Annotated in this window: 23 protein-coding genes; 5 read left to right on the forward strand and 18 right to left on the reverse strand. The window is 60.0% G+C overall.

The window, feature by feature from the left end; all coding sequences use genetic code 11:
- Positions 1-3: 3 nt before the first annotated feature.
- The 8 genes from K3759_RS14420 to K3759_RS14455 all read right to left on the reverse strand — a co-directional run bounded on the left by K3759_RS14420 (position 4) and on the right by K3759_RS14455 (position 7,607).
- Entirely contained in the window at positions 4-963 is a 960-nt protein-coding gene (locus K3759_RS14420; protein ID WP_259982817.1) for a D-glycerate dehydrogenase, read from the reverse strand.
- Positions 964-966: 3 nt separating this feature from the next.
- On the reverse strand, positions 967-1,128 hold the full coding sequence (locus K3759_RS14425; RefSeq protein WP_162931793.1) for a hypothetical protein: 162 nt from the start codon (positions 1,126-1,128) through the stop codon (positions 967-969).
- Positions 1,129-1,138: 10 nt separating this feature from the next.
- Entirely contained in the window at positions 1,139-2,494 is a 1,356-nt protein-coding gene (locus tag K3759_RS14430) for an amidase (RefSeq protein WP_409202490.1), read from the reverse strand.
- Positions 2,484-3,902 (reverse strand): TRAP transporter large permease subunit, encoded by a 1,419-nt coding sequence (locus K3759_RS14435; RefSeq protein WP_243261476.1) that lies wholly within the window; start codon positions 3,900-3,902, stop codon positions 2,484-2,486. The genes K3759_RS14430 and K3759_RS14435 overlap by 11 nt, the downstream gene beginning before the upstream one ends.
- Positions 3,899-4,483, reverse strand: a complete 585-nt coding sequence (locus tag K3759_RS14440; protein ID WP_259982821.1) for a TRAP transporter small permease subunit — start codon at positions 4,481-4,483, stop codon at positions 3,899-3,901. The genes K3759_RS14435 and K3759_RS14440 overlap by 4 nt, the downstream gene beginning before the upstream one ends.
- Positions 4,484-4,558: 75 nt before the next feature.
- Positions 4,559-5,689: a TRAP transporter substrate-binding protein gene (locus K3759_RS14445; protein WP_259982823.1), complete on the reverse strand. Its 1,131-nt coding sequence runs from the start codon at positions 5,687-5,689 to the stop codon at positions 4,559-4,561.
- A 489-nt stretch (positions 5,690-6,178) separates the two neighbouring features.
- Positions 6,179-6,601, reverse strand: coding sequence for a GtrA family protein (locus K3759_RS14450; RefSeq protein WP_259982824.1), 423 nt, complete (start codon positions 6,599-6,601; stop codon positions 6,179-6,181).
- Positions 6,582-7,607, reverse strand: coding sequence for a glycosyltransferase family 2 protein (locus K3759_RS14455; protein ID WP_259982825.1), 1,026 nt, complete (start codon positions 7,605-7,607; stop codon positions 6,582-6,584). Before K3759_RS14455 ends, K3759_RS14450 begins: the two co-directional genes overlap by 20 nt.
- A 218-nt stretch (positions 7,608-7,825) precedes the next feature.
- Here K3759_RS14455 and K3759_RS14460 point away from each other — a divergent pair, with 218 nt between their 5' ends.
- Positions 7,826-9,625, forward strand: a complete 1,800-nt coding sequence (locus K3759_RS14460) for a hypothetical protein (protein WP_259982826.1) — start codon at positions 7,826-7,828, stop codon at positions 9,623-9,625.
- 205 nt (positions 9,626-9,830) lie between these two features.
- On the opposite strand, the gene K3759_RS14465 is transcribed toward K3759_RS14460, so the two are convergent.
- The 7 genes from K3759_RS14465 to K3759_RS14495 all read right to left on the reverse strand — a co-directional run bounded on the left by K3759_RS14465 (position 9,831) and on the right by K3759_RS14495 (position 19,038).
- A complete protein-coding gene (locus K3759_RS14465; RefSeq protein ID WP_259982828.1) occupies positions 9,831-10,970 on the reverse strand; it encodes a M20/M25/M40 family metallo-hydrolase in 1,140 nt (379 codons plus the stop codon).
- Positions 10,971-11,041: 71 nt separating this feature from the next.
- A complete protein-coding gene (locus K3759_RS14470) occupies positions 11,042-12,214 on the reverse strand; it encodes a M20 aminoacylase family protein (protein WP_259982830.1) in 1,173 nt (390 codons plus the stop codon).
- Positions 12,211-13,896, reverse strand: a complete 1,686-nt coding sequence (locus tag K3759_RS14475) for an ABC transporter ATP-binding protein (protein WP_259982831.1) — start codon at positions 13,894-13,896, stop codon at positions 12,211-12,213. The genes K3759_RS14470 and K3759_RS14475 overlap by 4 nt, the downstream gene beginning before the upstream one ends.
- A gap of 3 nt (positions 13,897-13,899) precedes the next feature.
- Positions 13,900-14,787, reverse strand: coding sequence for an ABC transporter permease (locus K3759_RS14480; RefSeq protein WP_259982832.1), 888 nt, complete (start codon positions 14,785-14,787; stop codon positions 13,900-13,902).
- 1 nt (position 14,788) lies between these two features.
- Entirely contained in the window at positions 14,789-15,730 is a 942-nt protein-coding gene (locus K3759_RS14485) for an ABC transporter permease (RefSeq protein ID WP_259982834.1), read from the reverse strand.
- A 105-nt stretch (positions 15,731-15,835) separates the two neighbouring features.
- Positions 15,836-17,446 (reverse strand): ABC transporter substrate-binding protein, encoded by a 1,611-nt coding sequence (locus tag K3759_RS14490; protein WP_259982835.1) that lies wholly within the window; start codon positions 17,444-17,446, stop codon positions 15,836-15,838.
- 35 nt (positions 17,447-17,481) lie between these two features.
- A complete protein-coding gene (locus tag K3759_RS14495; RefSeq protein ID WP_259982837.1) occupies positions 17,482-19,038 on the reverse strand; it encodes a M81 family metallopeptidase in 1,557 nt (518 codons plus the stop codon).
- 173 nt (positions 19,039-19,211) lie between these two features.
- Between K3759_RS14495 and K3759_RS14500 the strand changes: the two genes are divergently transcribed.
- Together K3759_RS14500 and K3759_RS14505 are read left to right on the forward strand one after the other, a co-directional pair.
- Complete coding sequence (locus K3759_RS14500) at positions 19,212-20,018, forward strand: IclR family transcriptional regulator (RefSeq protein WP_259982838.1); 807 nt, start codon at positions 19,212-19,214, stop codon at positions 20,016-20,018.
- A gap of 209 nt (positions 20,019-20,227) precedes the next feature.
- Positions 20,228-21,652, forward strand: coding sequence for an amidase family protein (locus K3759_RS14505; protein WP_259982839.1), 1,425 nt, complete (start codon positions 20,228-20,230; stop codon positions 21,650-21,652).
- Positions 21,653-22,718: 1,066 nt separating this feature from the next.
- Here K3759_RS14505 and K3759_RS14510 read toward each other — a convergent pair.
- Entirely contained in the window at positions 22,719-23,030 is a 312-nt protein-coding gene (locus K3759_RS14510; protein WP_259982840.1) for an ETC complex I subunit, read from the reverse strand.
- A 141-nt stretch (positions 23,031-23,171) separates the two neighbouring features.
- Here K3759_RS14510 and K3759_RS14515 point away from each other — a divergent pair, with 141 nt between their 5' ends.
- Both K3759_RS14515 and uvrB read left to right on the forward strand, forming a co-directional pair.
- Positions 23,172-23,456 (forward strand): antifreeze protein, encoded by a 285-nt coding sequence (locus K3759_RS14515; protein ID WP_259982842.1) that lies wholly within the window; start codon positions 23,172-23,174, stop codon positions 23,454-23,456.
- An 87-nt stretch (positions 23,457-23,543) separates the two neighbouring features.
- Positions 23,544-25,748: an excinuclease ABC subunit UvrB gene (gene uvrB, locus K3759_RS14520; protein ID WP_259982844.1), complete on the forward strand. Its 2,205-nt coding sequence runs from the start codon at positions 23,544-23,546 to the stop codon at positions 25,746-25,748.
- Between the two features lie 61 nt (positions 25,749-25,809).
- On the opposite strand, the gene K3759_RS14525 is transcribed toward uvrB, so the two are convergent.
- A complete protein-coding gene (locus K3759_RS14525; protein ID WP_259982845.1) occupies positions 25,810-26,079 on the reverse strand; it encodes a GlsB/YeaQ/YmgE family stress response membrane protein in 270 nt (89 codons plus the stop codon).
- Positions 26,080-26,317: 238 nt separating this feature from the next.
- Entirely contained in the window at positions 26,318-26,674 is a 357-nt protein-coding gene (locus tag K3759_RS14530) for a PRC-barrel domain-containing protein (RefSeq protein WP_259982847.1), read from the reverse strand.
- Between the last annotated feature and the right edge of the window lie 132 nt (positions 26,675-26,806).

Genomic DNA, 26,806 nt, shown 5'->3' on the forward strand with positions numbered 1-26,806 from the left:
TGCCTACAACTGGTCCGGCGGGGTTTCCCCTCGGAAAAAGTGATCGAGATTATCAAGCGCCTTAGAACCCATCGCATTGCGGGTGGCGACCGTGGCGCTGCCGACATGGGGCATCATCATGACGTTGTCATGCGCAGCAAAGGCCGGGTTGCCGCCCGGCTCGGTCACAAAACAATCCAACCCCGCCGCGCCAACATGGCCTGAGATGAGCGCGTCGAGCAGCGCCGCCTCATCCACCAAATTGCCCCGCGCGGTGTTCACGATCACGCAGCCCTTGGGCATCTGCGCGAGGCGCGCAGCGTTCAAGAGGCCAATGGTTTCGGGCGTGGCCGGGCAGTGCAGCGACAGGAAATCCGACACTGCCAGCAGGTCGTCCAACGCTGCGTGATAGGTCGCCCCCGCCTCCGCTTCCGTATCCAGTCGACGGCGGTTGTGATAATGGATCTCCATATCCAGCCCGCGCGCCTTGCGGGCAAAGGCACGGCCCACGCCGCCCATCCCGACGATGCCAAGCCGCGCGCCGGAAAGCTGCTTGCCCACCAGCGTCGCAGGCGACCACGACTGCCACTGCCCGCTGCGCACCAGCCGATCACCCGCCACCGCATGACGCGCGGCACCCAGCATCAACATCAGCGCCAGTTCCGCCGTGGCATCCGACAGAACGCCGGGCGTGTTCGTCACGACAATACCCCGCTCCTTGAGGCTCGGCAGATCGCAGTGATCTACGCCGACGGAGTGGTTGGCGATGATCTTGAGCCGAGGGTCAAGCTGCGCCACGACCTCCGCGCTGAAATGCTCGGAATGGCAGGGGATCATCCCATCCACCCGCGCGCTCATCGCGATGATGTCTTCGGCACTGCCGGGTTCGTCGGCGGGATCCCAGATCACCTCATAATCACGGCGCGCCCGTTCAAGCGTGGCGTCCGAAAGCTGTCGGGTGATCCAGATGACGGGTTTGGCCATGGGTCAGTCCCGGTCTTTCCGACTGGAGGTGAAGAAATCATAGGCTACGAAGGCCAGTGTCACCGCGACGATGATGATCAGGTCGATGCTGGGCACCTCTACAGCAAGGATCAGCAAAAAGACCGCAATCGCGGCAAAGGCGAAAAGGGCAAGCAAGCGGTTCATGTTTCAATCCTCATTGGGTTGTTCCGTCGGCCCAGTCGAAAAGCCACTGGGCGCTGCGCATCAATCGTCCGTCTTGGCCGTGACCGCCGACCAGTTGCACGCCCATCGGCAGCCCGTCTTCCGAAGTCATCAAAGGCACGTTCACACAGGGGCTGCCGCAGAGCGTCCATAGCCCGTTGAAAATCGGATCGCCGGTCGTCTCCAGCCCGCGCGGAGCGGGGCCGGTGGCGGAGGGACAAAGGATCGCATCGCAGCGGGTCAGCAACTCCTCCAGCGCGGCGGTCAGCACTTTGGGCAGGTCGCGGGCCGATTGGTAATCGCGGGCCAGCACCTTGTTACCCGCCTCCATCGCCTCGCGGGTTACTGGCGAGAGCAATTCGGGAGCATCGCGCAGGTACGGGTAAAAGTGGTAGGCCATCTCAGCAAAGTTGATGCGTTTGCGCGCCTCGGCCGCCCCGTTGAAGACCGACGGAAGCGGCAGCTCAAACGCCTGATCGCCAAGTGCTGCGACCAATTCCTCAAAGGCGGCGTGAAGCTGGGGATCGGCGTCACCCCACCCCGGCGGGCGGACGAACCCGAAGACCGGCGGGATCGGCGGGGCGCTGGTGGCCTGCGCAAACAGCGCAGGTGTCGGCGCCAGCGCGGTGGCGCTGTCATCGGGGTCATGACCGAATAGCACCTCGGCCAGCAGCGCCGCACCAGCGGGATCGCTGGCAAAAACTCCTATTGTGTCGAGCGAGGGCGATTGCGTCAGCACCCCGCGCCGTGGGATCGCGCCGAAGGTGGGTTTATACCCCGTCACCCCGCAAAAAGACGCAGGCCGGATCACCGAGCCGCCCGTCTGCGTGCCGATGGCCAGAGGCACCATTCCATCCGCCACCGCCGCAGCCGAGCCTTGGGACGAGCCGCCGGGGGTATGGTTTGGGTTGTGCGGATTGGTGGTCTTGTTCGGATGCATGAAGGCCAGTTCGGTCGTGACCGTCTTGCCCATGATGATCGCGCCCTCGGCCTTGAGCCGCTCCACGATGAAAGCATCGCGCAGCGGCACGCGCCCCTTGTCATGGGCCGCGCCGTTTTCCGTGGGGATGCTGCGGGTGTCGATGACGTCTTTCAGCCCCACCGGCAGCCCATGCAAACGCCCCAGCGGCCTGCCTGCCCGGCGATAGCTGTCGAGCGTGCGGGCCTGCGCGCGGGCAAACTCGGGATCGAACCATGCCCAAGCGCCGACCACCTCCTCGCGCGCTTCGATCCGCGCGATACAGCTTTCCACCAGCGCCAACGCGTCGAGCGCGCCGCTCGCCAAGCGGTCGCGCAGTTCGACCACGCCGAGCGCTGCGGCGGCTGTCATCTTTGCCTCAGCCCCCATAGAACAGCTCCGGCAGGTAGAAGACGATCTGCGGGAAGACATACATCAGCACCATCGACAGGATGACGCAGAACAGGAAGGGCATGACCCCCGCGAAGATCTGTGTCAGCCGTAGTTCCGGCGGGGCGATGCCCTTGAGATAATAGGCTGACATGGCCATCGGTGGCGTTAAGAAACTGGTTTGCAGGTTCAGCGCCACGAGGATGCCAAAGAACAGCGGGTCGATCTCAAACACCGCCAGCAGCGGCAGGAAGATCGGCACGAAGATGATGATGATCTCTGACCATTCCAGCGGCCAGCCGAGCAGGAAGATGATGAGCTGCGCGAGGATCAGGAACATGATTGGCGAGAGGTTCAGCGATTGAACGAACTCGGAGATCACATGCTCGCCCCCGAGGTAGGAGAAGACTGCCGAGAAAGTGTAGGAGCCGACAAACAGCCAGCAGACCATCGCCGTGGTGCGCACCGTGAGGTACACGCTTTCGCGCATCCGCTGCCATGTCATTGCCCGGTAGATGAAGGCGAGGAAGATGCCGCCCAATGCACCGATCGAGGCCGCCTCAGTCGGGGTTGCAAGGCCGAAAAGGATCGACCCCAGCACCGCGAAGATCAGGAAGGCGAGTGGCAGGAAGGAGGTGGCGATCATCAACAAGAGCTTGCCCATCGGCATGTCCGGCACCTCATCCGCCGTCGGGCGTGGCGCGGAGGATGGCTGCAACAGCGAGCGACCGATGATATAGACCAGATAGAGCCCGACCAGCGTCAGCCCCGGCAGGAGCGCCGCCGCATAGAGCCGCACGATGGAGACGTTCGTTGCCGCCGCATAGACGATTAGCATGATCGACGGAGGGATCAGGATGCCCAGTGTCCCGCCCGCGCAGATGATCCCTGCCGCAAAGGACGGATCATAGCGCGCCTTCAGCATCGCAGGCAGCGCTAGCAGGCCCATCAGCGTCACCACGGCACCGACGATCCCGGTGGCGGTGGCAAAGAGCGCACAGGTGATCAGCGCCGCGACGCCCATCGAACCGGGAATGTTTTTGGACGCGATGTTGAGCGTGGTGAACAGACGGTCCACAATGTTCGACCGCTCGACGATATAGCCCATGAACAAAAACAGCGGCACGGCGGTCAGCACTTCGTTCGACATCACCGTGAAGGTTTGGTTCACGAAGAGGTCGAATATTCGGTTGTTAAATAACCCCTCGAACCACGTCGACCATTGCTCCCAGGGGCCGGCGGTTTCCTCCAGCCGGTCAAAGCTGCGCCACATGCGGCGCGCGTCGAAATAGGCGTAGTAGCCAAAGCCGATGCCCATCGCCATCAGCGTGAAGGCAATTGGGAACCCCAGAAAGACGAAGACGATGAAGAGCCCGAGCATCATCAGGGCAATTTGCGGATCGGTCATGTGATATGGTCTTTCTCGGCCTGGTTGGCGGCACGCATCATGAGGTCTTCGGTTTCAAAGACGTCCTCTTCTGCTTCGAGCCAGTAATTGGAACGTATGGCGATCAGGCAGCGGCAAACCTGTGCCATGCCTTGGATGAACAGCAGTATCCCCGCCGCCACGATGATCGCCTTGAACTGGTAGATCGGAACCCCCGCCGGGCTGTTGACCGACACTTCGCCGTATTGCCAAGAGCGTGCCGCGTATTTCCAACCCGCGAGGATCAGCGCCGTGACCCCGGGGAAAAAGAAGATGATATAGAGCACCAGATCGATCATGCCCTGTGTGCGCGGCTGGAATAGCCGGTAAAGGAAATCCCCCCGCACATGGCCGCCTCGCGACAGCGTATAGGCCCCGCCCATCATAAAGAGCGTGCCATACATGATGAAGGACACATCCAGCGCCCAAGCGGTGGGATTGTTCAGCACATAGCGCACAAAAACCTCGTAGCCCGTGCCGATAGACATCAGCAGAATGAGCCAAGCGAAGGCCTTGCCGAACCATGCGGAAAGGTTATCGGCGAACCGAATGAATGAAATCATGATGCCCCTGTATCTCGCAGGAAACCCCGGCGCACGTTGGCGCCGGAGTTCACATTGCTTTTATGGGTTGCGTGATCAGAGTTTGATCTTGCCGGGGAAGTAATGCTCGTAAGCAAGACCGTAATCCGGCGAGTTCATCAGCTCGTAATAAGACACACGGCTGACCCATTCGCGCTGGCTGTCGAGCGTCTTCTTCATGAAGGGATCCGCTTCCAGCTCAGGGATCAACTCGTCCCATGCCTTGAGCTGCGCATCGAGGATCTCCTTGGAGGTCCGTCGCACGTTCACACCGGCTTCGTTCTGTAGGAACTGTAGGTCTGCTGAGTAGCGATCCATCGCCTTGGCCGTGTTCGCGGTCGAGACTGCTTCGACGGCGTATTTCAAAATCGCCTGGAGATCAGGGTCGAGATCTTCGAGGAACATCTTCGAGAACAGGAACTCAAAGCTTTCGGACGCTTGGTGATAGGACGACAGGTAGTAGTTCTTGGCCACGTCCTGCGCGCCAAAATCTTTGTCCGACGACGGGTTGTTAAATTCAAACGCGTCGATCACGCCGCGCTCCATCGCGGGCACGATCTCCCCGCCCGGCAGCTGTGCGACCGACATGCCCAGCTTGGCCATCAGATCAGCAGCCAGACCCACGGTGCGGTATTTGAAGCCCTGCAGATCGTCGACCGAATTCACTTCTTCCTTGAACCAACCAAAAGGCTGCGCGAACATCGGGAAGCCCATGTAACCGACAACGTCGAGGCCCATGATGTCTTGCGTCAGCTCGTTGTAAAGCTCCTGACCACCGCCTTGATAGAACCACGACAGCATGGTGGTAGCGGAGCCGCCGAAGACGGGGCCAGTGCCAAAGAGCGACGCGGCTTTGTTTTTGCCGTACCAATAGACGGGCACCGAGTGGGCCGCGTCAATCAGACCGTCGTTGACGGCATCAAGCACCTGAAACGCAGCAACAACAGCGCCGGCAGGCAGCACGTCGACCTTGAGGCGTCCTCCCGACATCTCCTCCACCCGTGTCGCGTAGTCCCGCGCAAAGTCTTGCCAGATGTTGGCGTCATTCCACGACGTCTGCATCTTGATGACGATCGGCGCCTGCGCCAACACAGCCGGTGCGGCCAGCATGCTCCCGGTAGCCGCCCCCCCAGCAAGTGCAGACTTCGTCAGAAACGAACGTCGGTTGAACTTTTTAGTGTCAGTCATGTTTCCTCCTCCCAGAGTGATCGCCCCTTTGCTTACTTTAAAATACGCTTTTGGTCGGGCGACCCGAGATCAGAGACTAAACGAATGATCTCATTTGGCAAGATTTGTCCGTATGGGACTCTTCAGGTGCAATATTCTTGTGCAGTTTTTGGATTGAGCGACGGTTCAGATCAAGATCGTGACGGCCGGGCGACAGCATACAGTTCAAACGATTTACGCCTGATAGGCCTGAACCAATCTGCATATTGTTGTCCATCCTGAACCGCCAAGCGCCAATGGTGATATGCCCTGCATGCCAAGACCAAGATAAGCTTCGCGGGTTTGCGCCGCACGCCTTTCCCACAGGTTTCCCTGATCAGCTAGTTAGCGATAGTTGCAATCTACGTGAGCCCCGTTCCCTTCAGGCTGGCGGTCCAGCGCAGCTATGGACCGTCTTTCGCTGGCGGGGCAACGCGCAGCGAATGCTCGCGAGGGTAGCGTAGCTTGGTGTCAGGCTGGGCGGGGTTTGAACACGAGCGCTCTTGCGCCGCTAAAATTCACTACAAGCGCAACAAAAGAACCCACTGCCAGCGCCAGCACCAAATTAAGCGCAGTCAATCCGATGACAGTCAGAACGCCAGCGTAAAAAGCATAGTTAACAGCAGCACCCGCGGTTTGGACCCCGAAGTACCGCAAATATTCGGCCTGCCATGCTAGCCGGCTGGCACTGCGAAACGTCCAGTTGCGGTTGCACCACCATGTCACGCTGACAGCCACGGCAAAGCTGACTAGCCGCATGACATAGGGATCACCGCCAGCCGAGACGAGCAGCAATAGCGTACCCGCGTCGACAATGAACCCCAGCGTTCCGACCGCCAGAAATCTTGTGAATTGCCTTGTTGGGCGCATAAGTTCAGCCTTTGCCGGGCGCACTGGTACCTTCTTTACCGTGCTTTATGACCATGCTCAGTACGCCAGGGACCGAAAGATACCGCATCCGCTTGGTCTCTTGTCTGCCACGGGTCACGGTATCAAGGATTAGGCCTACCGCTCCCATTAGGAAGGCCAGTAGCATGATACTTGTCGACAAGACCGCCGTTGGCAGCCGCGGTACGAGGCCAGTCGCGAAATACTCTGCAAAGATTGGCAGGGACAATGCGATGGAAAGTACAGCCAACGTCCCTGCCAAGGCACCAAAAACGGGCAAGGGGCGCTCCTGTTTGAGCAACTTGGTAATCGTGGAAAGGATACGCACTCCATCGCGGATGCTGTTGAGTTTGCTTTCCGAGCCTTCCGCACGGTCTTTGAAATAGCCCGGAACCTCGGCCGTTGGCATGTCTAGTTCCAGCGAATGAACGGTCAACTCTGTTTCAATCTCGAACCCACGTGACATCATTGGAAAGGTCTTAACAAAACGGCGGGAAAAAACTCGGTAGCCAGAAAGCATATCGGAAGAGCCGCGCCCGAAGATCGATCGCACCAGACCGGAGAGCACCCGGTTGCCCAGTTTGTGACCCGGGCGATAGGCTGTCTCGCTCCGCGCGACGCGCACACCATTAACCAGATCAAGCCCTTCGTTGACCATTCGTGCAACCATCTGCGGCGCGGCGCTGGCGTCGTAGGTGTCATCGCCGTCCACCATAAGGAAGATATCCGCCTCTACATCAGCAAACATGCGGCGCACTACATGACCTTTGCCTTGGCGCGGCTCGCGGCGCACGATGGCTCCGGCTTCTGCCGCGATCTCGGCGGTATTGTCGGTGGAGTTGTTGTCGTAGACATAGATATCAGCCTCAGGCAGGGACGCGCGGAAATCGCGGACCACGGTGCCAATGGCCGTCGCCTCGTTATAACAAGGGATCAATACTGCGATGCTAAGCGCTCCGAACCGCGGTACAGGGGCGGACTGTTGAAAGGCATTTGAAACGACGACCTTCATGTTGCTCTCCTTGCCGGACAAATATACCGGTATTTTTGTCCTGAAAGATCCTTGCAGAACGCGGCGAGATTGAGGCAAGTTCGCGACCATTCCACGCCGTCTATTCGCGATTGATCCGTCATAAATCCACCATGGCCCCGCCTTTCTCTCGCCGGGATTGCTAGCTTTACATGACACGCGCGCCAGGCAGAGGGTGCCAAGACGAGAAAGCAGACCCCATGCAGACCCCAAACGATCCCGCCAGTCAAAGGCGCTTGTTCCTCATCGTCACAGGTTTCGCTCTTGTCGTAACCGTTTTGAAAGCCGTGATCTTGGGTCATCATCCAATCGATTTTCTGGCCGCGGCAGATAATGACAGTATCATGCGCTATCTTTCGGTGCTGGCGTGGTTTGAGGGGCAATCATGGTACGACATGACACAATACCGCATGCTGCCCCCTGAGGGGCTGGACTTGCATTGGTCGCGCTATGTTGATCTTGGCATTGCGCTTATTGTCTCGCCGCTGGCACAGGTGCTTTCCCTAGAGGCCGCATTGAGTGCGGCAATTGTGCTTTGGCCAACTTTCTTGCTCCTAACGCTGCTCTTGCTGACCGGCACGGTGAGCTGCCGCATCTTTGGCCCTACTGTTGCCCTTGGTGCCGTGCTCGGTGTTCTTCTCTGGCCACCGATCGCGCCAAATTACTTTGCTATTGGCGGCCTTGATCACCACAACGTCCAGATCCTACTCGCAACTGTTATGGTCTTCATGCTTTTGCTGTCAGGTCGTCCCCTAATGCGGGGTGTGATCGGCGGTGGGGCAGCGGCCCTCTCGCTTGCGGTCGGACTTGAAATGCTGCCCCCAATAGCCTTGGCGGGGTTAATTCTTGTGGCGGGAGTGATCCTGCGCCACCCTGAGGAAGACCGGGCGTTGGTTGGCTTTAGTCTCAGCCTCGCCCTCGGCACCGTAGTCCTGTATGCGTTGCAGATCCCTGCCGTTGAATGGCTCGTCACACGCTGTGATGAGGTCTCTCCCCCATTTATCGCGGTAACCCTACTGGGCGGTGTCCTTGGCCTATTTACGGTAGCGTTGGCGCCGCGGCTGCCTACCCCCCTTACCCGTAGTCTCGTCTTTCTAGCGGCTAGCGGGGTGGGCATTGCGCTGATCTGGCCCCTACTCGCAAACTGTCTATACGGGCCCTACGCCAGTTTGCCCGCGGAGGTGCAGGCAATCATCACAGACCGCATCGAAGAAGCCCGTCCAATCTTAGAGCCCCTCTTTGAGGGAAATGAAGGCGCCTTTGGGTTCTTCGTACCAACAGCCGTTACGTTGGTTCTTGCCAGCGCAATGTGGATATCGGGCCGCGTATCAAACGAACAAGCGCCCGCTTTTTCGCGGCGTCTTGGCATCTTGCTGATGTTTGGCTGGCTGGGGCTGTTTGCTGGGCTGCATCAGGTTCGCCTGACAATCCTTGGCGCTTCAGCGATACCGCTTCTTATGGGGTTGGTGCTCGCCCCTTTCTTGACCAGAAACAACGCCCAACCGCTGCGGCGCTTAGTACTGATCCCATTAGGGACAGCAACGATTTTTGCGCCGGCCCTGTTCGGTCTTTTGGCTGGCACTGAGGGCCGTGCCGGAAACGTAGCAATTGGCGAGGTCGAATATGTGAAGGCGAGCTCCTGCCGCCACCCCGATCTCGTCCGCAGCCTGAACTCTGTCCCTCCCGGAGTGATCCTTAGCAGCAGTAACCTTGGCCCGCCGATCCTGCTTTTGTCGCACCATAAGGTACTGACTGGCCCTTATCACCGCAGCATACAGGCAATGGCGGATGGGGTTCTGCCATTTGACGGGTATGAAACTGAGATGCGTGCTACACTTGCCCGCACCGGCGCGGACTACCTGCTGCTCTGCCGTAATGCACTGTATGGAACGGCAGCGTCCTTCACCACGGCATTGGCAGGCGGCGCAGCCGCTACGGGGTTCACTGCGGTCTTCGGGCCTGACCCAAAGTTACTTCTGCTGCAGGTCGGAGAGAAGTAAACAGATTTTCCCACCACGGAAATATACTAGAATTTTGGATAGACCTCTCAATATGCCCCTGTTTAGCGGGTAACAGCTGCTAATGCGAACCCCGCCGTACGATCCGTAAAGCTTGGTAGCACCGGTGAGCCCTTAATCCGCCCTAACACCAATGTTAATGCCCGAAGATAGGGCCCGCCGAAACCGCCCGCCCCCGATCAACTCCTCAAGGTGTCAGCCGACAATACAGACCCGCCGCCAGCTTAGCGCGTTCGGTCAGACTGTCGACATAGATATGCTCCTGCAATGTATGCAGCCCCTTGCCGCGAACGCCGATGGAATCCAGCGTAGGCAGCCCAAGAAACCCGGTGAAGTTGCCGTCCGATCCGCCCCCGGCAGAGCTTCCGGTGATCTCGATCCCCAGTTCGCCGCCGATGTCCTGGGCAAGCTTCAGCATCGCCATCGTGCCGGGCTGGTCGGGTTCCCAAACCGGGCGGGTGACGCCGCGGCGGATTTCCATGATCACGTCGCCCTCGTCCGAGTTCAGCGCCATCATTTTCGCAACACCGGCGTCCAACTGCTCTTGTGTCTTGGCCATGGTCAGCACTTCGGCATCACAGACCGAGGACACGCAGTTGACCCATTGGCCCGCGTGAAAAACCCCAAGCGAGAAGGTGCAGTCTTCGGTGGTCATGCCTTCGATCGTGCCCACGGCCTTTGCCATCTCCGCGATGGCCGAGCGGCCTTCGGAGAGCGCCCAGCCCGCGTGGCTAGGGCGGCCCCTTGTCTGGAGGTTGAACCGCGCGATTGCATAGCGCCCGATCACCGCGCCGCCGTCGGGCCGCGCAGGTTCGGGGACGAGGATGTATTTATGACGTTTGGCTTCCTCTTCGATCAAGCGGCGGGTGGCGGGGGTGCCGATTTCCTCATCAGGGGTGAAGAGCACCGTCACAGGCAGCGGCGTCTCGACCCCGGCGGTCAACAGCTTGCGCAGCGCATCAAGGTAGACGTAGTTGCCGCCCTTCATGTCCATAAGGCCGGGGCCGTAGCAAATATCGCCTTCGCGTTTAAAGGGCAGCTTGCTCAGGGTACCGATGGGGTGGACCGTGTCCATGTGACCCAAGAGCAGGATGCCCCCCTCACCCGCCTTCGGGTGAGGCATTTCGGCGCGCAGGCTGTCGCCCAGCCCCATCGGGCTTGGGATACGCTCGGTCCGCGCGCCCAAGACCGCCAGATCGTGCTGGACCACATCCATCATGCGGTTCACCGCCGCCCCGTCGAATGTAGGGCTTTCCGTTTCGATCCAAGGGCGCAGCCCGTTGAGCATTTCTCTGGCATCAAAGGGCAAATCAAGCGGGTTAGTCATCGTCAAAATCCTTTCTTCCGCCGCGCGACAGCAGGGCGAATGGCTTAAACTAAAGCAATCAGTGCACAGACTTAGCTGCCGACCTTGGGCAGGCGGGTTTCGACGATACGCGCATAGATCGAAGCGCCGATGGGCAGGATGCCGTCGTCCAGCACGAAACTGGGATTGTGCAACGGCACGCTGCCTGCGTGGCCCACCCGGCAATAGGCGCCCGGCACGACCTTCAGCATATCCGCGAAATCCTCCGACCCGCTGGCCTGTTCGGTCGAGACATGGGCGTTCTCGCCCCCGACCACGCTGGCGGCCGCTTCGACATAGGCGGTGGTTAGTTCGGGATCGTTCATCAACACGTCAAAGACATTGCGGATATCGACCTCGATCTCGATCCCGTAGGCTATGGCCATACCGGCGCAAAGCTCGCGCATCCGCGCCTCGGCCATCTCGATCACGTCCTGATGGAAGTACCGGATTGTACCCGCAATGGTGGCCGCATCCGGCACCACGTTATAGGCCGAGCCTGCGTTGAACTTGGTCACCGACAGCACGATCGGCTTGGTCGGCGGGGTGTTGCGGCTGACGACGGATTGCAACTGCTGCACCAGCGCCGTGCCGATGACGATCGGATCACGCGACTGATGTGGCATCGCGGCATGGCTGCCGGTGCCTTTGACGGTGATGTCAAAGAACGCCGCCCCTGCCATGGCCGCACCGGGGGTGACATTGACCACACCCGGCTCCGAGTTTGGATCGTTGTGCATACCGTAAATCTCGTCACAGGGGAATTTCTCGAAGAGCCCCTCTTCAAGCATCCGCCGCGCGCCGCCCAAGCCTTCTTCGGCAGGTTGGAAAATCAGCACCACGGTGCCGTCGAAATCGCGGGTTTCCGCCAGATACCGCGCCGCGCCCAAGAGCATGGTGGTGTGGCCGTCGTGGCCGCAGGCATGCATCCGCCCCGGATTGGTCGAGGTGTAGGGCACGCCGGAATCCTCAACAATCGGCAGGGCATCCATATCCGCGCGCAGCCCCACACGGCGGTTGCCACCGCCCGCACCCTTGATGATGCCGACAACACCCGTGCCGCCCAGCCCTTCGTGGACTTCGTCCACGCCGTAAGCACGCAGCTTTTCCGCGACGATCCCTGCGGTGCGGACCTCTTCGAACCCCAGTTCGGGGTGGGCATGGATGTCTTGGCGGATGGCGGTGAGATCGGCGGCAAAGGCTTCGATCTTGGGAAGGACGGTCATGCGGTGGCTCCTGTCTTCATGGTGGCGCTGCCGAGTGCGCGATAGTTGGCAAAATCCCAATGGCGGCCCGGCGCCGCTTCGATCAGGTTGCGGGTGTAGTCGTGGTGCGGGTTGGCCAGCACATCGCCCGCAGGGCCGTATTCAACGACCTTTCCGCGTTGCATGACCAATACGTCGTCGCAGATCTGTGCCGCGACGCGCAGATCATGGGTAATGAACAACATTGCGACGCCGAACTTCTCCTGAATGTCATCCAAGAGGTCGAGCACCTGCGCCTGCACGCTCACGTCGAGGGCCGAGACGGCCTCATCCGCGACGAGCAGATCGGGTTTCATCGCCACCGCCCGCGCAATCGCGATACGCTGACGCTGCCCGCCCGAGAACTGATGCGGATAGCGGTCCAGCGCATCGCGCGGCAGGTCGACCAGTTCCATCAATTCAGCCGCATGGCGCATCGCCTCCTCACGCGGGGTGCCAAAGTTGATCGGCCCTTCGCAAAGGCTGCGCGCCACTGTCCAGCGCGGGTTGAGCGAGCGGTAGGGGTCTTGGAACACGATTTGGAGGTGTTTGCGGTGATCGCGCAACTGGCGGCGCGAAAGCTGCGCAATCTCGGTCCCGGCGACATTCACGCTGCCCGCTGTCGGGTCGATCAGCCGCATGATGGCCCGCGCAACGGTGGATTTGCCCGAGCCGGATTCGCCGACAATACCAAGCGTGCGACCGGGTTGAATGGTAAAGCTTACATCCTGAGCAGCCTTCACCCCCTCGCTCCGGCGGAAGAACCCGCCGCCGCCATAGGTCATATCGAGCCCTGCGACGCGCACCACCTCGCTTTGCGACGCCGCCGCACGGGCGGGACGTGGGGTGAGGTTCGGCACCGCTGTCAGCAGCGTGCGGGTGTATTCCTTTTGCGGATCGGTCAGCAGTTTTTCGATTGGGGCGCGTTCGACGATCTTGCCCTGCTGCATGACCGTGACGGTATCCGCGATCTCGGCCACCACGCCCATGTCATGGGTGATGAAGAGAACGGCAGTGCCATGGCGCTCTTGCATCTCGGCAATCAGCTTGAGGATCTGCAACTGGGTGGTCACGTCCAGCGCCGTCGTCGGCTCATCCGCGATCAGCAGATCGGGGTCGAGGATCAGCGCCATGGCGATCATAATGCGCTGGCGTTGCCCGCCCGAAAGCTGGTGCGGAAAGGCCGAGAAGATGCGGTTCACATCCGGCAGATGCACCTGATCCATCATGTCGAGCGTGCGTTTCTTAGCCTCAGACTGGCCCATGTCGCTGTGCATGTTCAGCACTTCCATGATCTGCTCGCCCACCCGCAGCACCGGGTTCAGCGCAGTCATCGGCTCTTGGAAGATCATCGCGATGCGGCGCGCGCGCAGCTGGCGCATTTGGGAATGGCTGGCGCTGGTAATCTCGAAATCATCCAGCGTGATGCTGCCGCCCTGCACCTCGAGCGCGTCTTTCGGCAAGAGTCCCATGGCGGCCAACGAGGTCACCGATTTACCGGAGCCTGATTCCCCAACAAGGCAATGGGTCTCTCCCGCGCGGATGGTCAAATCGATCCCATCAATCACCGGCTTGGCATTTGGCCGCCCGCTCAGACCGATGCGCAGGTCGCGCACCTTGAGCACCGTGCGGGCGTCCGAGAAATCCTTGGTCTTGAACTGCATCTCTCAGCCCTCCCGTTTCTTCATGCGCGGGTCGAGCAGATCGCGTGCGGTGTCGCCCAACAGGTTAATCGACAGGATGCAAAGCGACAGCAGCAGGCCCGGCCAGAAGATCAGCCCCGGCTTGATCTGAAAGTAGGTGCGTCCTTCGGCCATGATGTTCCCCCATGTCGGGATCTCGGTGCTGACGCCCGCGCCGAGGAAGCTCAGGATCGCTTCAATCAGGATCGCAGAGGCGCAGATATAGGTGCCTTGCACGATCAGGGGCGCCATGGTGTTCGGCATCAGGTGCTGGATCAGGATCTTGGGCATGGAAGAGCCAAGCGCGATGGCCGCCTCGACATAGGGTTCCTCCCGCGCAGACAGTACGACCGAGCGCACGAGCCGCACCACGCGCGGCACTTCCGGCACCGTGATCGCGATGATGACAGACCCAAGGCTCGGCCCGTTCAGCGCCACCAAGGCAATTGCCAGAAGGATCGCAGGGATCGCCATCAGACTGTCCATGATCCGCATGATGATGCTGTCGGCCATCCGAAAGAAACCGGCTACAAGGCCGATCGCCAGCCCGATGGCGACGCTGACCACGGCAGCACCAATGCCAATCAACAGCGACACGCGCCCACCAACCATCACCCGCGAGAACGTGTCCCGGCCATAGGGGTCGGTGCCCAGCAGGAACTCCTCGGACGGAGGCTTGAGCCGCGCCGCCGAATTCATCGTCAGCGGATCATAGGGCACGTAAAGCGGTGCCAAGATCGAGGCGAGCACGATGGCCGCGAGGGTGACAGCTGCCAAGATGGGACCGATGCCGACCCTTGCGCCTGCAGGCAGTGACAGCAGACCGGTTAGCACCTGAAAGGCGCTGTGACGGGATTGGGGTTGCTCGATCATGTCAGTACCGGATCCTTGGGTCGAAGAATGAATAGGAGACGTCAACCAAGAGGTTCACGAAGACATAGATGCCCGCGGTCAGCAGGATCATCGCTTGAATAACGGGGTAATCGCGCGCGAGGATCGCATCGACCGTCAGCCGCCCGATACCGGGAATGTTAAAGACGCTTTCGGTCACCACCACGCCAGAAATCAGCAATGCAAAACCGGTGCCGATGATCGTCAGGATCGGCACGGCAGCATTGCGCAGCGCATGGCGGAACAGAACAACATTCTCGCGCACGCCCTTGGCCCGCGCGGTGCGGATGTAATCCTCGCCCAGAACTTCGAGCATCGAGGCCCGCGTCATGCGCGCAATAAGCGCGACATAGATTGTGGCCAGCGTCAGCGAGGGCAGGATGGCCCGCGAGAAAAAGGCACCGAAGCCCTCGGATGGTGCCTTGTAGCCCTGGACGGGCACCCAGCGCAGTTCAATCGCGAAGATTTGGATCAGGATGTAGCCGATCACAAAGACCGGCACGGAAAAGCCTAGCACCGAAAAGGACATCACCAGAAAGTCGACCCATGTGCGATGACGCCATGCAGCGATCACACCCATCGGCACCGCCAAGAGAACGGAAATGGTGATGGTCATCAGCGCAATGTTGATGGTCGGCCCCAACCGGTCACCCAACATACCCGCGACCGAGGTATTCGACAGCAGCGACACGCCCAGATCGCCGCGCAGCAATTGCCCCATCCAAGTGAAAAACTGCGTCAGCAATGGGTCGTTTAGTCCCAGACGGTCGCGGATCCGTTCAAGCTGTGCAGGGGTGGCGGCATCGCCGGCGAGGATTGCTGCCGGATCACCGGGGGTGAGACGCAGCAGAAGGAAGACGAAGATGGCGACGATCAGCATGACCGGGATCGTGGCCAAGACGCGCTTCAGGATATAGACGAGCATTTTCCGGAAGGTCCCTTTCGGCGGAAAGAAGGCAGGCCGGGCGGCGCTGCCCGCGTGCAAAAGTAGCGGCGGAGAGCGCGGCGTACGCGCTCTCCGCTGTGCGGATTATTCCGCTTCTTTTGTCATGTTCCAGAACACCGGCACCGGCGACGGGATCATGTTTTGGATCGCATTGCGGCGGGCTTGCGGGATCAGATATTCGCCCATCATGATATAGTTGACGTTGTCCATTACGTGCTTCTGGATCTCTACGGAGATTTCCTTTTGCTTCGCAGGGTCGTCGGTCTTCACGAAAGCGGCGCGCAGTTCCTCGATCTTGGGATCGTCCGGCCAACCGAACCAAGCATCATCGCCGCGCCCGTTTAGCATGACGTTGATCAGCGGGTCCGAAATCTCAGGCACCATCCAGTTGGTGAAGAAGATGTTCCAGCCGCCCTCAGAGACCGCGCTCTGCTGCGCACGGCGCTGCACGACCGACTGCCAATCCATCGACTGCATGTCGACTTCAAAACCCGCTTCGCGCAGGGCTTGAGCCGCGACGACCGGCTGGTTGATCAGGCTGGTTACATCCGTCGGTGCCATAAGCACGATGGGCGTGCCGTCATAGCCTGCCTCTTCAAGCAGCGCCTTGGCCTTTTCGGGATCCGCGCCGCCGGTTACGATCTCGGAGTCGGCTTCATCACCCAAAGGGGTCGAACAGCCGAAAACTGCACCGCAGACATTGTAGTAGGCCGGATCCCCCTGCATCGTCTGAAGCATGGACTCTTGATCCAATGCCGCCATGGCCGCCTGACGGATCAGCTTGTTGTCGAAGGGAGGGTGCAGGAAGTTCGGCCGGCCAATGGTAACATAGCCAAGGTCATCTCGCGTCTCGACCGTTACCTCGGGGCTGCTTTCTAGGATCGGCAAAAGGTCGATCTGCACCTGCTCGAGGAAGTCAATTTCGCCCGCCGCCAACGCGTTGATCGCGGTGAGGGAATCCGGCATCGTGGTCCAGACCACACGGTCAACATTAACGACCTTGCCGCCCGCCATCCAAGATGCTTCTTCCTCGCGCGGAACGTAATCGTCGAACTTCTCATAGGTCACGTTCACGCCGGGTTCGTATTCGTCCTGATTGAAGACGAAAGGACCGGAGCCGATATATTCGGTGATGGTCTCATCCGGAGAGGTTTCGGCCACGCGCTTGGGCATGATAAAAGGCGGCACGGCGGACTGCTTGGAGATCACTGTCAGCAGCGGTGCGAAAGCTTCGGTTAATGTCCAGACAACGGTCTTGTCATCGCTGGCCTCAAGGCTTTCGGTTACGTCGAAAATCATCTGCCCGCCGCCGTCACGTTCGCCCCAGCGTTTGAGCGAGGCCACAACGTCCTCACCGGTCACAGGCGCGCCGTCGTGGAACATCAGACCATCGCGCAGGGTGAACGTATAGGTCAGCCCGTCTTCTGAGACTTCCCAGCTGGCCATCTGCGGCTGCGACTCAAAATTCGCATCCACGGCGGTCAGCACGTCGTAAACCATATAACCGTGGTTACGGGTGATATGCGCGGTCGTGATGACCGGATCAAGAACCCGCAGGCCCGAATGCATAACTGCGGTAATCGTGGTTTCACCGTCTTGCGCGGCCAGTGATCCCGGGGCCAACAGTGCCGTTGTTGCGGCGAAGGCGGTGGCAAGGCCGCGCGTCTGTTTCAGTGCCGATCGTAGAGGTATCATTTGATTTTCCCTTGTTGGTTGATCTTTTGACTTTTTTATTGGGCCACGGCAGTCACGCTGCCGTGGTCAGGTGGTGCGGCTTGGGCACCGTCGGCCCCAAACCGGGGACCATCGGGAGACAGCCGAAGCCCCGCCCGTAAGCGGGTGAAGGGCAAATCGGCTGGATTGAGGGGCATCGGCCCGGGCGCGCAAGCGACAAGGATATCGCGTGCAATGGGGGCAAAGTCGGCCCGGAAATGGGTGGAACTCTTGACCACTAGCAAGTCCATCTCTTCGGGCACGACGCCGACAAAACGGAACATCTCACGGTCAGCCATCTGTGCAATGCGGCTGGTGACAACGACATCGACCCCAGCAATGCGCAGACAGGCGGACGGGCCAAGGTTCAATTCCGTTCCGCCATAGTAAGGCCCCGTTGCGCGTAGCCCCCCGTCAGAAAGATGCATTACGGTTGCTGCGGTCTGGAAAGGAGTATCTCCGGCCACACTGGCATGGCCGCCAAGGGTGACATTGATCTCAGCACCGACCCCCGCCCGATGGGCCGCAGCCGCAGCGGCGGGGTCGACAATCAGGCCGATCGCCGCAGCTTTAGCCCCAGCTTTGACCAAGGCGCGCAACATCCCCATGGTCGCCGAAATGCCGCCCGCCCCGGGATTGTCCTGTGTGTCGGCAATGATGACCGGCCCCCTGCCCGCCTTGGCCGCGCGTGTGAGCGCCTCTGCCACCGCAGCATCGGGCTCAAAGGCTTCGTTTTTCAGAAAGTCGGGGGCTGCCGCTTCATATGCGGCGGCAAGTTTGTCGGCAGCCTTATCCGCTGCCTCCTGTGTCTCTCCATAGGCCACGGCGACCGGGCCACAGTCGGGAATATCCGCCGCCGGAAAGCCCATAAACAGGCTCGCTGAAAGCGCCCCATCAGCTTCGCAAGCGGCAACGTTTTCATAAAGCGCCTGCCCCGGTGACAACTCGGTCGACTGAAACGGGATCGGCACCAAATAGGACATCTGTCGAAAGGCCTTAGCGGGGCGCAAGCCGGTGCGCATTATCCGGTCGAGATGCTGGGCCGCCTTGGCGCCGGTTTCGGCCATATCAACATGCGGATAGGTGCGGAAACCGACCAGCAGGTCGACATTGGAAACAAATTCGGCAGAGATATTGCCATGTAGATCAAGCGCGGTGGCGATAGGCAGATCAGGTCCCACGACCGCGCGCAGCCGCCGCAGCAGCTCTCCCTCGCCATCATCGATATGCTCAGCGACCATGGCACCGTGCAGATCCAGAAAAACACCGTCGAGCGGGCCTGCATTTCGCACCCCTTCGACGATCTCATGCGCAATCATCTCAAAGGCGTCGCGGCTGACATGGGCCGACGGAATGGCACCTGCCCAGAGGATCGGAACGATGTCCCATCCCTGCGCTTGCCCGACCCGTAATGCGCCCGCCATGCCTAAATTGACTTCCTTGAACGCGGCCAACATCGCCTCACCGCGCACCATCGGGACATAGCCGCCGCCCCGCTGGAAAGCCTCAAGATCCGCCGGATGAGGGGCGAAAGTGTTCGTCTCATGCAGAAAGCCCGCGAACGCAACGCGCATTCCAGAACCACGTCCCAAACCGGTCTCCCTAGCCATCCGCCAAAGGCTCCCCTGCCCATACACCCCCAACCGTGATCAGGGACCTTCGCCTATTGAGTATCGCATTGCAATACACCTATAGTGCACAGCAAGCGTAAGCAGCACCTTAACGATTCGTCAACTATGGCTCACTCATGAACAGATATTTCCGCGTGGAGGCTCCGCAGTCGGCGCACAATCAGGCAGATGAAGACCGTTTGTTCGTCCGCGCGGCAGAGCGCGCCATGCAGGTGCTTGGGGCCTTTCATCATGCGACCGGCCCGCTGACGCTTTCCGGTATTTCCGAAAGCGCGGGGTTGGACCGGTCCGCCGCTCAACGGCTCGTGCATACATTTATGAAGCTTGGCTATATCCGGCGCAGCAGTGACGATCGTGGATATCTTCCCGGCATCCGGCTCATGGACCACACGCTAGACCTGCTGCGGCTCGACCCCGTGGTGCAAAAAGCCACCCCGGTCCTGCTGGAACTGCGAAAATCCCTGCGCGAGCGGGTAGATCTGAGCCTCTACGATGAAACGCGGTTGATCTATGCCCTGCGCATGCAGAGCAAACGCGAAACATTTTTTGCAACGCTCGTCGGACACAGTGTGCCTACCTATTGTACCGCCGGGGGCCGTGCCGTTCTCTCTCAGCTTCCCGAAGAGGAAGCGCGCGAAATCCTCCATCGCACCCCGCTGCACCCCTTCACCTCCAGCACCAAGGTCGACCCTGAAGAGATCATGGCCGAACTCGCAATCGCACGCGAAAACCGCTACGCCGTGGTTTGCGATGAATACGCCTTGGGCGAAGTGGCATTAGGCGTCGCCATCACCGACCGAAACGGCGCCCCGCTGAGCGCCATCCATGTCGCTGGGTCGCTCTCTGAATACACTCCAGAAGAGTTTGTCGCCAAAGCAGCCCCCCTGGCCATCGAAGCCGCAAGCGCGATCATGGCAGGATGATTGCGCTTCGGTCTTATGAAGGCAGGGCATTGCGAGCATGCCACGCGTCCGTGCTGCGTCTCCACGCAAACGCCTCCGATCCAATCAGCCCTCAAAGCCAAATTGCGAAACACTCCGAATTTACTTGCTTTGCTAAATTCTTTCTTGCGAAGTTCGCCGCAGGAAGGCCCAGGCGATGCGCTAAAATTTATCGAACGAAAGGAACCGGAATGACCGACAGTAAACCGCTTTGGCAATGGACCGCGCAGGAAATCGCAACCGCTACCCGCGCGGGAAAGCTCTCGGCAAGCGAGGCGACCGAGGCGGCGATTGCCCGTATGGACGAGGTCAATCCAGCATTGAACGCGGTGGTCGAAAACCTCGCCGATGAAGCCCGCGCCGAGGCAGCGGCCCTTGACAAAAGCGACGCGCCCAAAGGGCCGCTGCATGGTGTTCCGGTGACGATTAAGATCAACGTAGATCAAAAGGGCCACGCCACCAGCAACGGGGTGCCCGCCTTCAAAGACATCATCGCGCCCGAGGATGCACCGCTGGTGCGCAACCTCAAACAGGCGGGCGCCATCGTGATCGGGCGCACCAACACGCCGGAGTTTTCCTTTCGCGCAGATACAGACAACCCGCTCTATGGGCGGACCTACAATCCTTGGGGGCGGCATCTGTCGGCGGGCGGCTCGTCCGGCGGGGCGGGATCGGCCGTCATGGCCGGGATCGGCGCGCTCGCCCATGGCAATGACATCGGCGGCTCCCTGCGCTTCCCGGCCTCGGCCAATGGGGCGGTGACAGTAAAGCCCGGTCTGGGCCGCGTGGCCGCGTATAACCCCAGCCAAACGGCCGAGCGGGGCCTGTTGGCACAGTCCATGTCGGTACAGGGGCTGATCGCACGCAATGCAGCGGACCTGCACCTGTCGATGCCAAGCCTGATCGCCGCAGATGCGCGTGATCCGTTCCACGTGCCCTTGCCATGGCGCGGCGAACCCATCGAAGGCCCGATCCGCGTGGCCTTCACCCGCGATGACTTTGGCTTCGGCCTGCACCCTGATGTGGCGACCGCGCTCGACAAGGCGGCATCTGCGCTCGCCAACGCGGGCTATGCCGTCGAGGAGGTGGAACCTCCCCTCGCCCATGAGGCGGGGAAAAATGGCTACCGCGCCCTATTAGGCGAAGTTCAGGCCCTGATGGGCGAGGATATTCGCACCCATGGATCTGATGACCTGAAGGCGATCTTCGAAAACTATTACACCGAATACCCGCCCTTCACGGGCAGCGAACAACTCGCCATGATGGCTAAACGCACCCATTACGCGCGCGAATGGTCGATCTTCCTCGATAAATACCCCCTTGTGCTGACCCCCTTCATGTTCGCTCCGTTCTTCACAGCGGGCCGCGACACCGAAGGTCTGGTAGGCGTTCGGGAGGTCTTGGGCACGGGGCTATGGTCTTTCGTTATGAACTTTACCGGCCTGCCCGCCGGCAATATCCCCACGCATATCGCAGAACTGTCCAGCGGACCGCAGCCCATCGGCGTGCAGATTGCAGGCCGCCGCTGGCGTGAGGATCTTATCGTGGATGCGATGGCCGCGATCGAAAGCGAAATCCCTCCGGTCTGCACGAGATTGTGGGGCGACCAAGGCTGACGGCGGAATTGCCAACGACATGAAAGCCGGCTGCTGATACTGCCTCACCAACCCGAGAGACCGCGGTAAATATTGAAGCAATCCAAACGACTGATGGCGTCACTTTGGCACCATCAGCCGAAATACAAAGCTAAGGGTCCCGAAGTCTCATCAAGGATAGCTTGCTTTCGATATCCTGCAGAAGATTATCGATCTCGGAACAGTAGCGAAGGCGGCTGTGCTCCGGTTGGCTCTGAGCCTCACCAAATAACGAATGGACGGTCTGAATGTCCGGTCTGATAACCCAGCCTAAGAGACGAAAAGCAGCTTCGGCCTCGTCCCGTATAACGCGCCGCAGTTTTTGATCCTGCACCAAGGGTACGACCTGTGCGATCTCATTGAGCTTACATCCATCGCAACGCTGCAGCTCAATACACACGGGGCATTCCGGATGCCGTGCTTCGATCCAGCAAGCAATGCGCAGCAAATCCTTTTTGAGCCGTTTCTCGGCTGATGTTGTGCGCTCTGTATCCGCGATACCCTCTCGCGGCCGCTTAGAGACAGTCATGTGCAAGCCCCCCTCCCGGAATAGCCAAGACTGCAAATGCTACTGATAATTCAGCAGCTCTTAGAGCGGGTTACTTACGGCTGCCCTCAACAAATACCGGGCTCTTCTGCCGTCGGAACCAAAGAAAACCAGTTCCATTCATCAATGCTAAGTTGATCCCAAGTAGGCAAATGCTGATAAGAACCCGCCCCAGAGATCGATTCAAAAACCGCATTCCCGCCTTAATGCGTATTCTGAGCATATCACATGATGCTGGAAAACATTACCTTATTGAGGATCAGCCCTCTGCACTGGACGGACACTCTGCCTCTATCTTGAAGCGGCTGACGGCTGTTTGGATCAATTCTCTGGCTCGCAAAGCCGGAAAGGAGGCTTTGAGCTTAACACCTCAGAGGTTTGGCAAGACCTCGGATGACCCATTCGCTGGCAAGGCCACTTAAGCAATCGGTATTGCTTCAAGTAACTTCTCGGTCGGTGCCGTTGCCCGCGCGACCGAAAAGGACGGAACCTACACGGGCCTCAGTGCGTCCACGCCCCACGGCGCCCGGTCGCGAAGTTCTCACCATAACCGCCGACGCGGATGTTGGGCCTGCGTTTGTTCGGCAGTTGCACCTGCGCGTCGATGCCGTGATCGCGCGCGTATTCTTCCGCCGCTTCGCGGGTGTCAAACTGCAGCCGCACTTGGCTTTGCGTATCGTCGGAGGAGGTCCAGCCCATCAACGGATCGACACTGCGCGCTTCGGCCGGCGAAAACTCAAGCAGCCAGATACGGGTCTTGGCCGTGCCGGAGGACATCGCTGTACGGGCGGGTTGGAAGATACGTGCGCGCATTTCGGGACTCTCGCTTCAGGAACCTCGCGCTTTATCTAATATTCCGTGCCAAGGGGCAAGGGAATGCAAGACAATGCAGATAGACCCTACCATGCTGCAGTGCAGAGACTACATGAGTAGGACCCCATTGGAGCCTTCCACATGAATCCCTTCGCCGTCTTCGCCATGCAAAGCCAGCTTGCCTCGCTGGCCATCGAAACTCAAATCGTCATGTCTTTGCGCATACTGGCCATGGCCGGCGCCCTGCCCGCACGCCCCGGTGAGAACAACCGTATGGTCGCGGAAAAAGGCCCGGCCATGGCCAAGGCTTTCACCGCTGGCGCGCAGGCGGCGATGTCCGGCAAAAGCCCCGACCAGATCATGAACGCTTCGCTGGCCCCTCTGGCCCGCAAGGTGCGACAGAATCGCAAACGGCTGATGAAGTAGCCTGAAAACCGACTCCAGCGGCCTCCTGCCCCTTGAACACGGCGCGAAAGAGGGCACCTATGGGGAGCCCGACGAAGGATACCCGTGATGCCCTATGCCCAAACCGATAAATCGGAAGGTATGCCGCTGCTGGCAAACCCCGCCCCCGATGTACGCAACCGTCCCAAGCTTGAGGGCGGGCATAGGTTCAAATTGGTCACCGAGTTTGCCCCGGCGGGAGACCAGCCTACCGCGATCAAAGAGCTGACCGAAGGGGTGAACGCGGGCGAGCGCGATCAGGTGCTTTTGGGTGCGACGGGCACGGGCAAGACCTTTACCATGGCTAAGGTCATCGAAGAAACACAGCGCCCGGCAATCATCCTTGCGCCGAACAAGACTCTGGCCGCGCAGCTTTACGGTGAGTTTAAAGGGTTCTTCCCCGACAACGCCGTGGAATATTTCGTCTCCTACTACGACTACTACCAGCCCGAGGCCTATGTGGCGCGGTCCGATACCTTTATCGAGAAGGAATCGCAGATCAACGAACAGATCGACCGGATGCGCCACTCCGCCACACGCGCGCTTTTGGAGCGTGACGACGTGATCATCGTGGCCTCGGTGTCGTGTATCTATGGTATCGGTAGCGTCGAGACCTACGGCGCGATGACCCAAGATCTGAAAGCCGGCGAGAGCTACGACCAGCGCAAAGTCATCGCCGATCTTGTCGCACAGCAGTACAAGCGCAACGATGCCGCCTTCCAGCGCGGCTCCTTCCGGGTACGCGGCGACAGTCTCGAAATCTTCCCCGCCCACCTTGATGACCGCGCGTGGCGGCTGTCCTTCTTTGGCGAAGAGTTGGAGAGCATCACCGAGTTCGACCCGCTCACGGGCGAAAAGACCGACACTTTCGACCAAATCCGCGTCTATGCGAACAGCCACTATGTGACGCCCAAGCCGACGATGTCTCAGGCGATCATCGGCATCAAGAAAGAGCTGCGCACGCGGCTGGATCAACTGGTCGCCGACGGCAAACTGCTGGAAGCGCAGCGGCTGGAGCAACGTACCAACTTCGATATCGAAATGCTGGAGGCCACGGGCGTCTGCAATGGGATCGAGAACTACTCGCGCTACCTCACAGGCCGCGCGCCCGGCGAGCCGCCCCCCACCCTGTTCGAATTCATCCCGGACAACGCCATCGTTTTCGCGGATGAATCCCACGTTTCGGTCCCGCAGATCGGCGGCATGTACAAGGGCGACTATCGGCGCAAGTTCACGCTGGCCGAACACGGCTTCCGCCTGCCGTCCTGCATGGACAACCGCCCTCTCAAGTTCGAGGAATGGGACGCCATGCGCCCGCAATCGGTCTTTGTTTCGGCCACGCCCGCGGCGTGGGAAATCGAACAGACGGGGGGTGTGTTCACCGAACAGATCATTCGCCCGACCGGTCTGATCGACCCTCATATAGAAATTCGCCCCGTGGAAATGCAGGTCGACGACCTGCTTGATGAGGTGCGCAAAGTCGCCGCTGAAGGCTACCGCACCCTTTGCACCGTGCTGACCAAGCGCATGGCCGAAGACCTCACCGAATACATGCACGAACAGGGCATCCGCGTGCGCTACATGCACAGCGACATCGACACGATTGAGCGGATCGAAATTCTGCGCGATCTGCGCTTGGGCGCCTTTGACGTGTTGATCGGGATCAACCTATTGCGGGAGGGGCTCGACATCCCCGAATGTGGGCTGGTGGCCATTCTTGATGCGGACAAAGAAGGCTTTCTGCGCTCTGAAACCTCGCTTATCCAGACTATCGGGCGCGCGGCGCGTAATGCCGAAGGGCGCGTGATCATGTATGCCGACCGCATCACCGGCTCGATGGAGCGTGCGATGGGCGAAACCGACCGCCGCCGCGCCAAGCAGGTTGCCTATAACGAAGAACACGGCATCACCCCCGCCACGGTCAAAAAGAACGTCGATGACATTCTGGCTGGCCTTTACAAAGGTGATGTCGATATGAACCGCGTGACCGCCAAGGTCGATAATCCGCTTGCCGGGGGCAATCTTCAGACAGTCCTTGACGGGTTGCGGGCCGACATGCGCAAGGCGGCAGAGAACCTCGAGTTCGAAGAGGCGGCGCGGCTGCGGGATGAGGTCAAACGGCTGGAAGCGGTCGATTTGGCCGTGGCGGATGACCCGCTGGCCCGGCAGCAAGCAGTGGAACGCGCCGTTGATGCGGCTCAGCAAGCCTCCGGGCGCAGCACCTCTGGCCGGGGCGGAATGCGCGGCGGCAATGTGAAACGGCGCAAACGCTGAATGAAAAAGGGCCGCCCCTTAGGGGGTGGCCCGTGCGTTAGGTCTAAAAATCTACCCCAATCTACCGTCGCAGCGCGGTAACGAGGGCCAACACCAGCCCCGCACCAATTGCTGCCACAACCAGCAGCAAAAGCAGCCCCCCTGCCGCCACAACCGTGACGCCAAGCGCGGCTAGGATGAACGGCAGTGCCACAGCACCGACCACACCCAGAATGAGATAGAGCAGCCGATTGCGGCCTGCCACGGCTCCGGCAATCGCCCCCGCGACAAGCCCGACCACCACCAGCGCGATTAGCGCCACCGCACCGAGCGTATCAAGAAAAGCTTCCATGAAGCGGGTCTCCTAAATCAATCAGATGAATGGGACGAACGGCACACCACAACCCGAGAGGGTAAGCAGCAGGCTAAGAGCGATCAAACGGTACATCGGAAATTCCCTTTCCAGTCACGGTCCAATTACCGCCCTCCTATGAGACCCGATCCACGTCGCAAAAACAATGGGCTGTGCAGGATATCGCTCAGCAAAAGGGAGGCGCTGCCGCCTCCCCCGCAAACTTTCAAAATGCCGATCAGAGCCAGTAGTACGGGACACCGTAGTGGTCAAAAGTGCGTTCTTGCCATGCGCGGTCGCTGTCCCAGCGATCTGTTCGCTCTGGTGCGCCTTTTACCGTGGCCTCATCAATGTTTGTCATGAAACCGTCGCGGGCCGGATCATAATCCAGCGCATTCCATGGCACCGGGTAATGCTCTTCACCGATGCCCAGAAAGCCGCCGAAACCCATGACGGCGTAGGCGACCTTGCCGGATTTCTTGTCGATCATCAGGTGGTCGATATGGCCGATTTCGGTCCCATCCGCACTGAAAACGGCGGTGCCGTTCACATTGTCCGAAGAAACCAGCGATGCGGGTGCTGTCGTGTCAGTCATAGCCTGTTCCTCTCGTGATTGCTGTAGCGATAAAACCCGAGGCAGGGGTCCCCGGTTCCCGCATAACGAGCGGGCTGGCGGGTTCTGGCTCATCCATCTGCGGTACGGCGCGGGAACCAAAATGGCCGCACT

This window comes from Sulfitobacter sp. W027, from assembly GCF_025143985.1.
Classification (GTDB): Bacteria; Pseudomonadota; Alphaproteobacteria; order Rhodobacterales; family Rhodobacteraceae; genus Sulfitobacter.

Coding starts and splice junctions, on each gene's coding strand:
- K3759_RS14420 (WP_259982817.1), bottom strand. CDS start 963: ATGGCCAAACCCGTCATCTGGATCACCCGACAGCTTTCGGACGCCACG.
- K3759_RS14425 (WP_162931793.1), bottom strand. CDS start 1,128: ATGAACCGCTTGCTTGCCCTTTTCGCCTTTGCCGCGATTGCGGTCTTT.
- K3759_RS14430 (WP_409202490.1), bottom strand. CDS start 2,494: ATGGGGGCTGAGGCAAAGATGACAGCCGCCGCAGCGCTCGGCGTGGTC.
- K3759_RS14435 (WP_243261476.1), bottom strand. CDS start 3,902: ATGACCGATCCGCAAATTGCCCTGATGATGCTCGGGCTCTTCATCGTC.
- K3759_RS14440 (WP_259982821.1), bottom strand. CDS start 4,483: ATGATTTCATTCATTCGGTTCGCCGATAACCTTTCCGCATGGTTCGGC.
- K3759_RS14445 (WP_259982823.1), bottom strand. CDS start 5,689: ATGACTGACACTAAAAAGTTCAACCGACGTTCGTTTCTGACGAAGTCT.
- K3759_RS14455 (WP_259982825.1), bottom strand. CDS start 7,607: ATGAAGGTCGTCGTTTCAAATGCCTTTCAACAGTCCGCCCCTGTACCG.
- K3759_RS14460 (WP_259982826.1), top strand. CDS start 7,826: ATGCAGACCCCAAACGATCCCGCCAGTCAAAGGCGCTTGTTCCTCATC.
- K3759_RS14465 (WP_259982828.1), bottom strand. CDS start 10,970: ATGACTAACCCGCTTGATTTGCCCTTTGATGCCAGAGAAATGCTCAAC.
- K3759_RS14470 (WP_259982830.1), bottom strand. CDS start 12,214: ATGACCGTCCTTCCCAAGATCGAAGCCTTTGCCGCCGATCTCACCGCC.
- K3759_RS14475 (WP_259982831.1), bottom strand. CDS start 13,896: ATGCAGTTCAAGACCAAGGATTTCTCGGACGCCCGCACGGTGCTCAAG.
- K3759_RS14480 (WP_259982832.1), bottom strand. CDS start 14,787: ATGATCGAGCAACCCCAATCCCGTCACAGCGCCTTTCAGGTGCTAACC.
- K3759_RS14485 (WP_259982834.1), bottom strand. CDS start 15,730: ATGCTCGTCTATATCCTGAAGCGCGTCTTGGCCACGATCCCGGTCATG.
- K3759_RS14490 (WP_259982835.1), bottom strand. CDS start 17,446: ATGATACCTCTACGATCGGCACTGAAACAGACGCGCGGCCTTGCCACC.
- K3759_RS14495 (WP_259982837.1), bottom strand. CDS start 19,038: ATGCGCGTTGCGTTCGCGGGCTTTCTGCATGAGACGAACACTTTCGCC.
- K3759_RS14500 (WP_259982838.1), top strand. CDS start 19,212: ATGAACAGATATTTCCGCGTGGAGGCTCCGCAGTCGGCGCACAATCAG.
- K3759_RS14505 (WP_259982839.1), top strand. CDS start 20,228: ATGACCGACAGTAAACCGCTTTGGCAATGGACCGCGCAGGAAATCGCA.
- K3759_RS14510 (WP_259982840.1), bottom strand. CDS start 23,030: ATGCGCGCACGTATCTTCCAACCCGCCCGTACAGCGATGTCCTCCGGC.
- K3759_RS14515 (WP_259982842.1), top strand. CDS start 23,172: ATGAATCCCTTCGCCGTCTTCGCCATGCAAAGCCAGCTTGCCTCGCTG.
- uvrB (WP_259982844.1), top strand. CDS start 23,544: ATGCCCTATGCCCAAACCGATAAATCGGAAGGTATGCCGCTGCTGGCA.
- K3759_RS14525 (WP_259982845.1), bottom strand. CDS start 26,079: ATGGAAGCTTTTCTTGATACGCTCGGTGCGGTGGCGCTAATCGCGCTG.
- K3759_RS14530 (WP_259982847.1), bottom strand. CDS start 26,674: ATGACTGACACGACAGCACCCGCATCGCTGGTTTCTTCGGACAATGTG.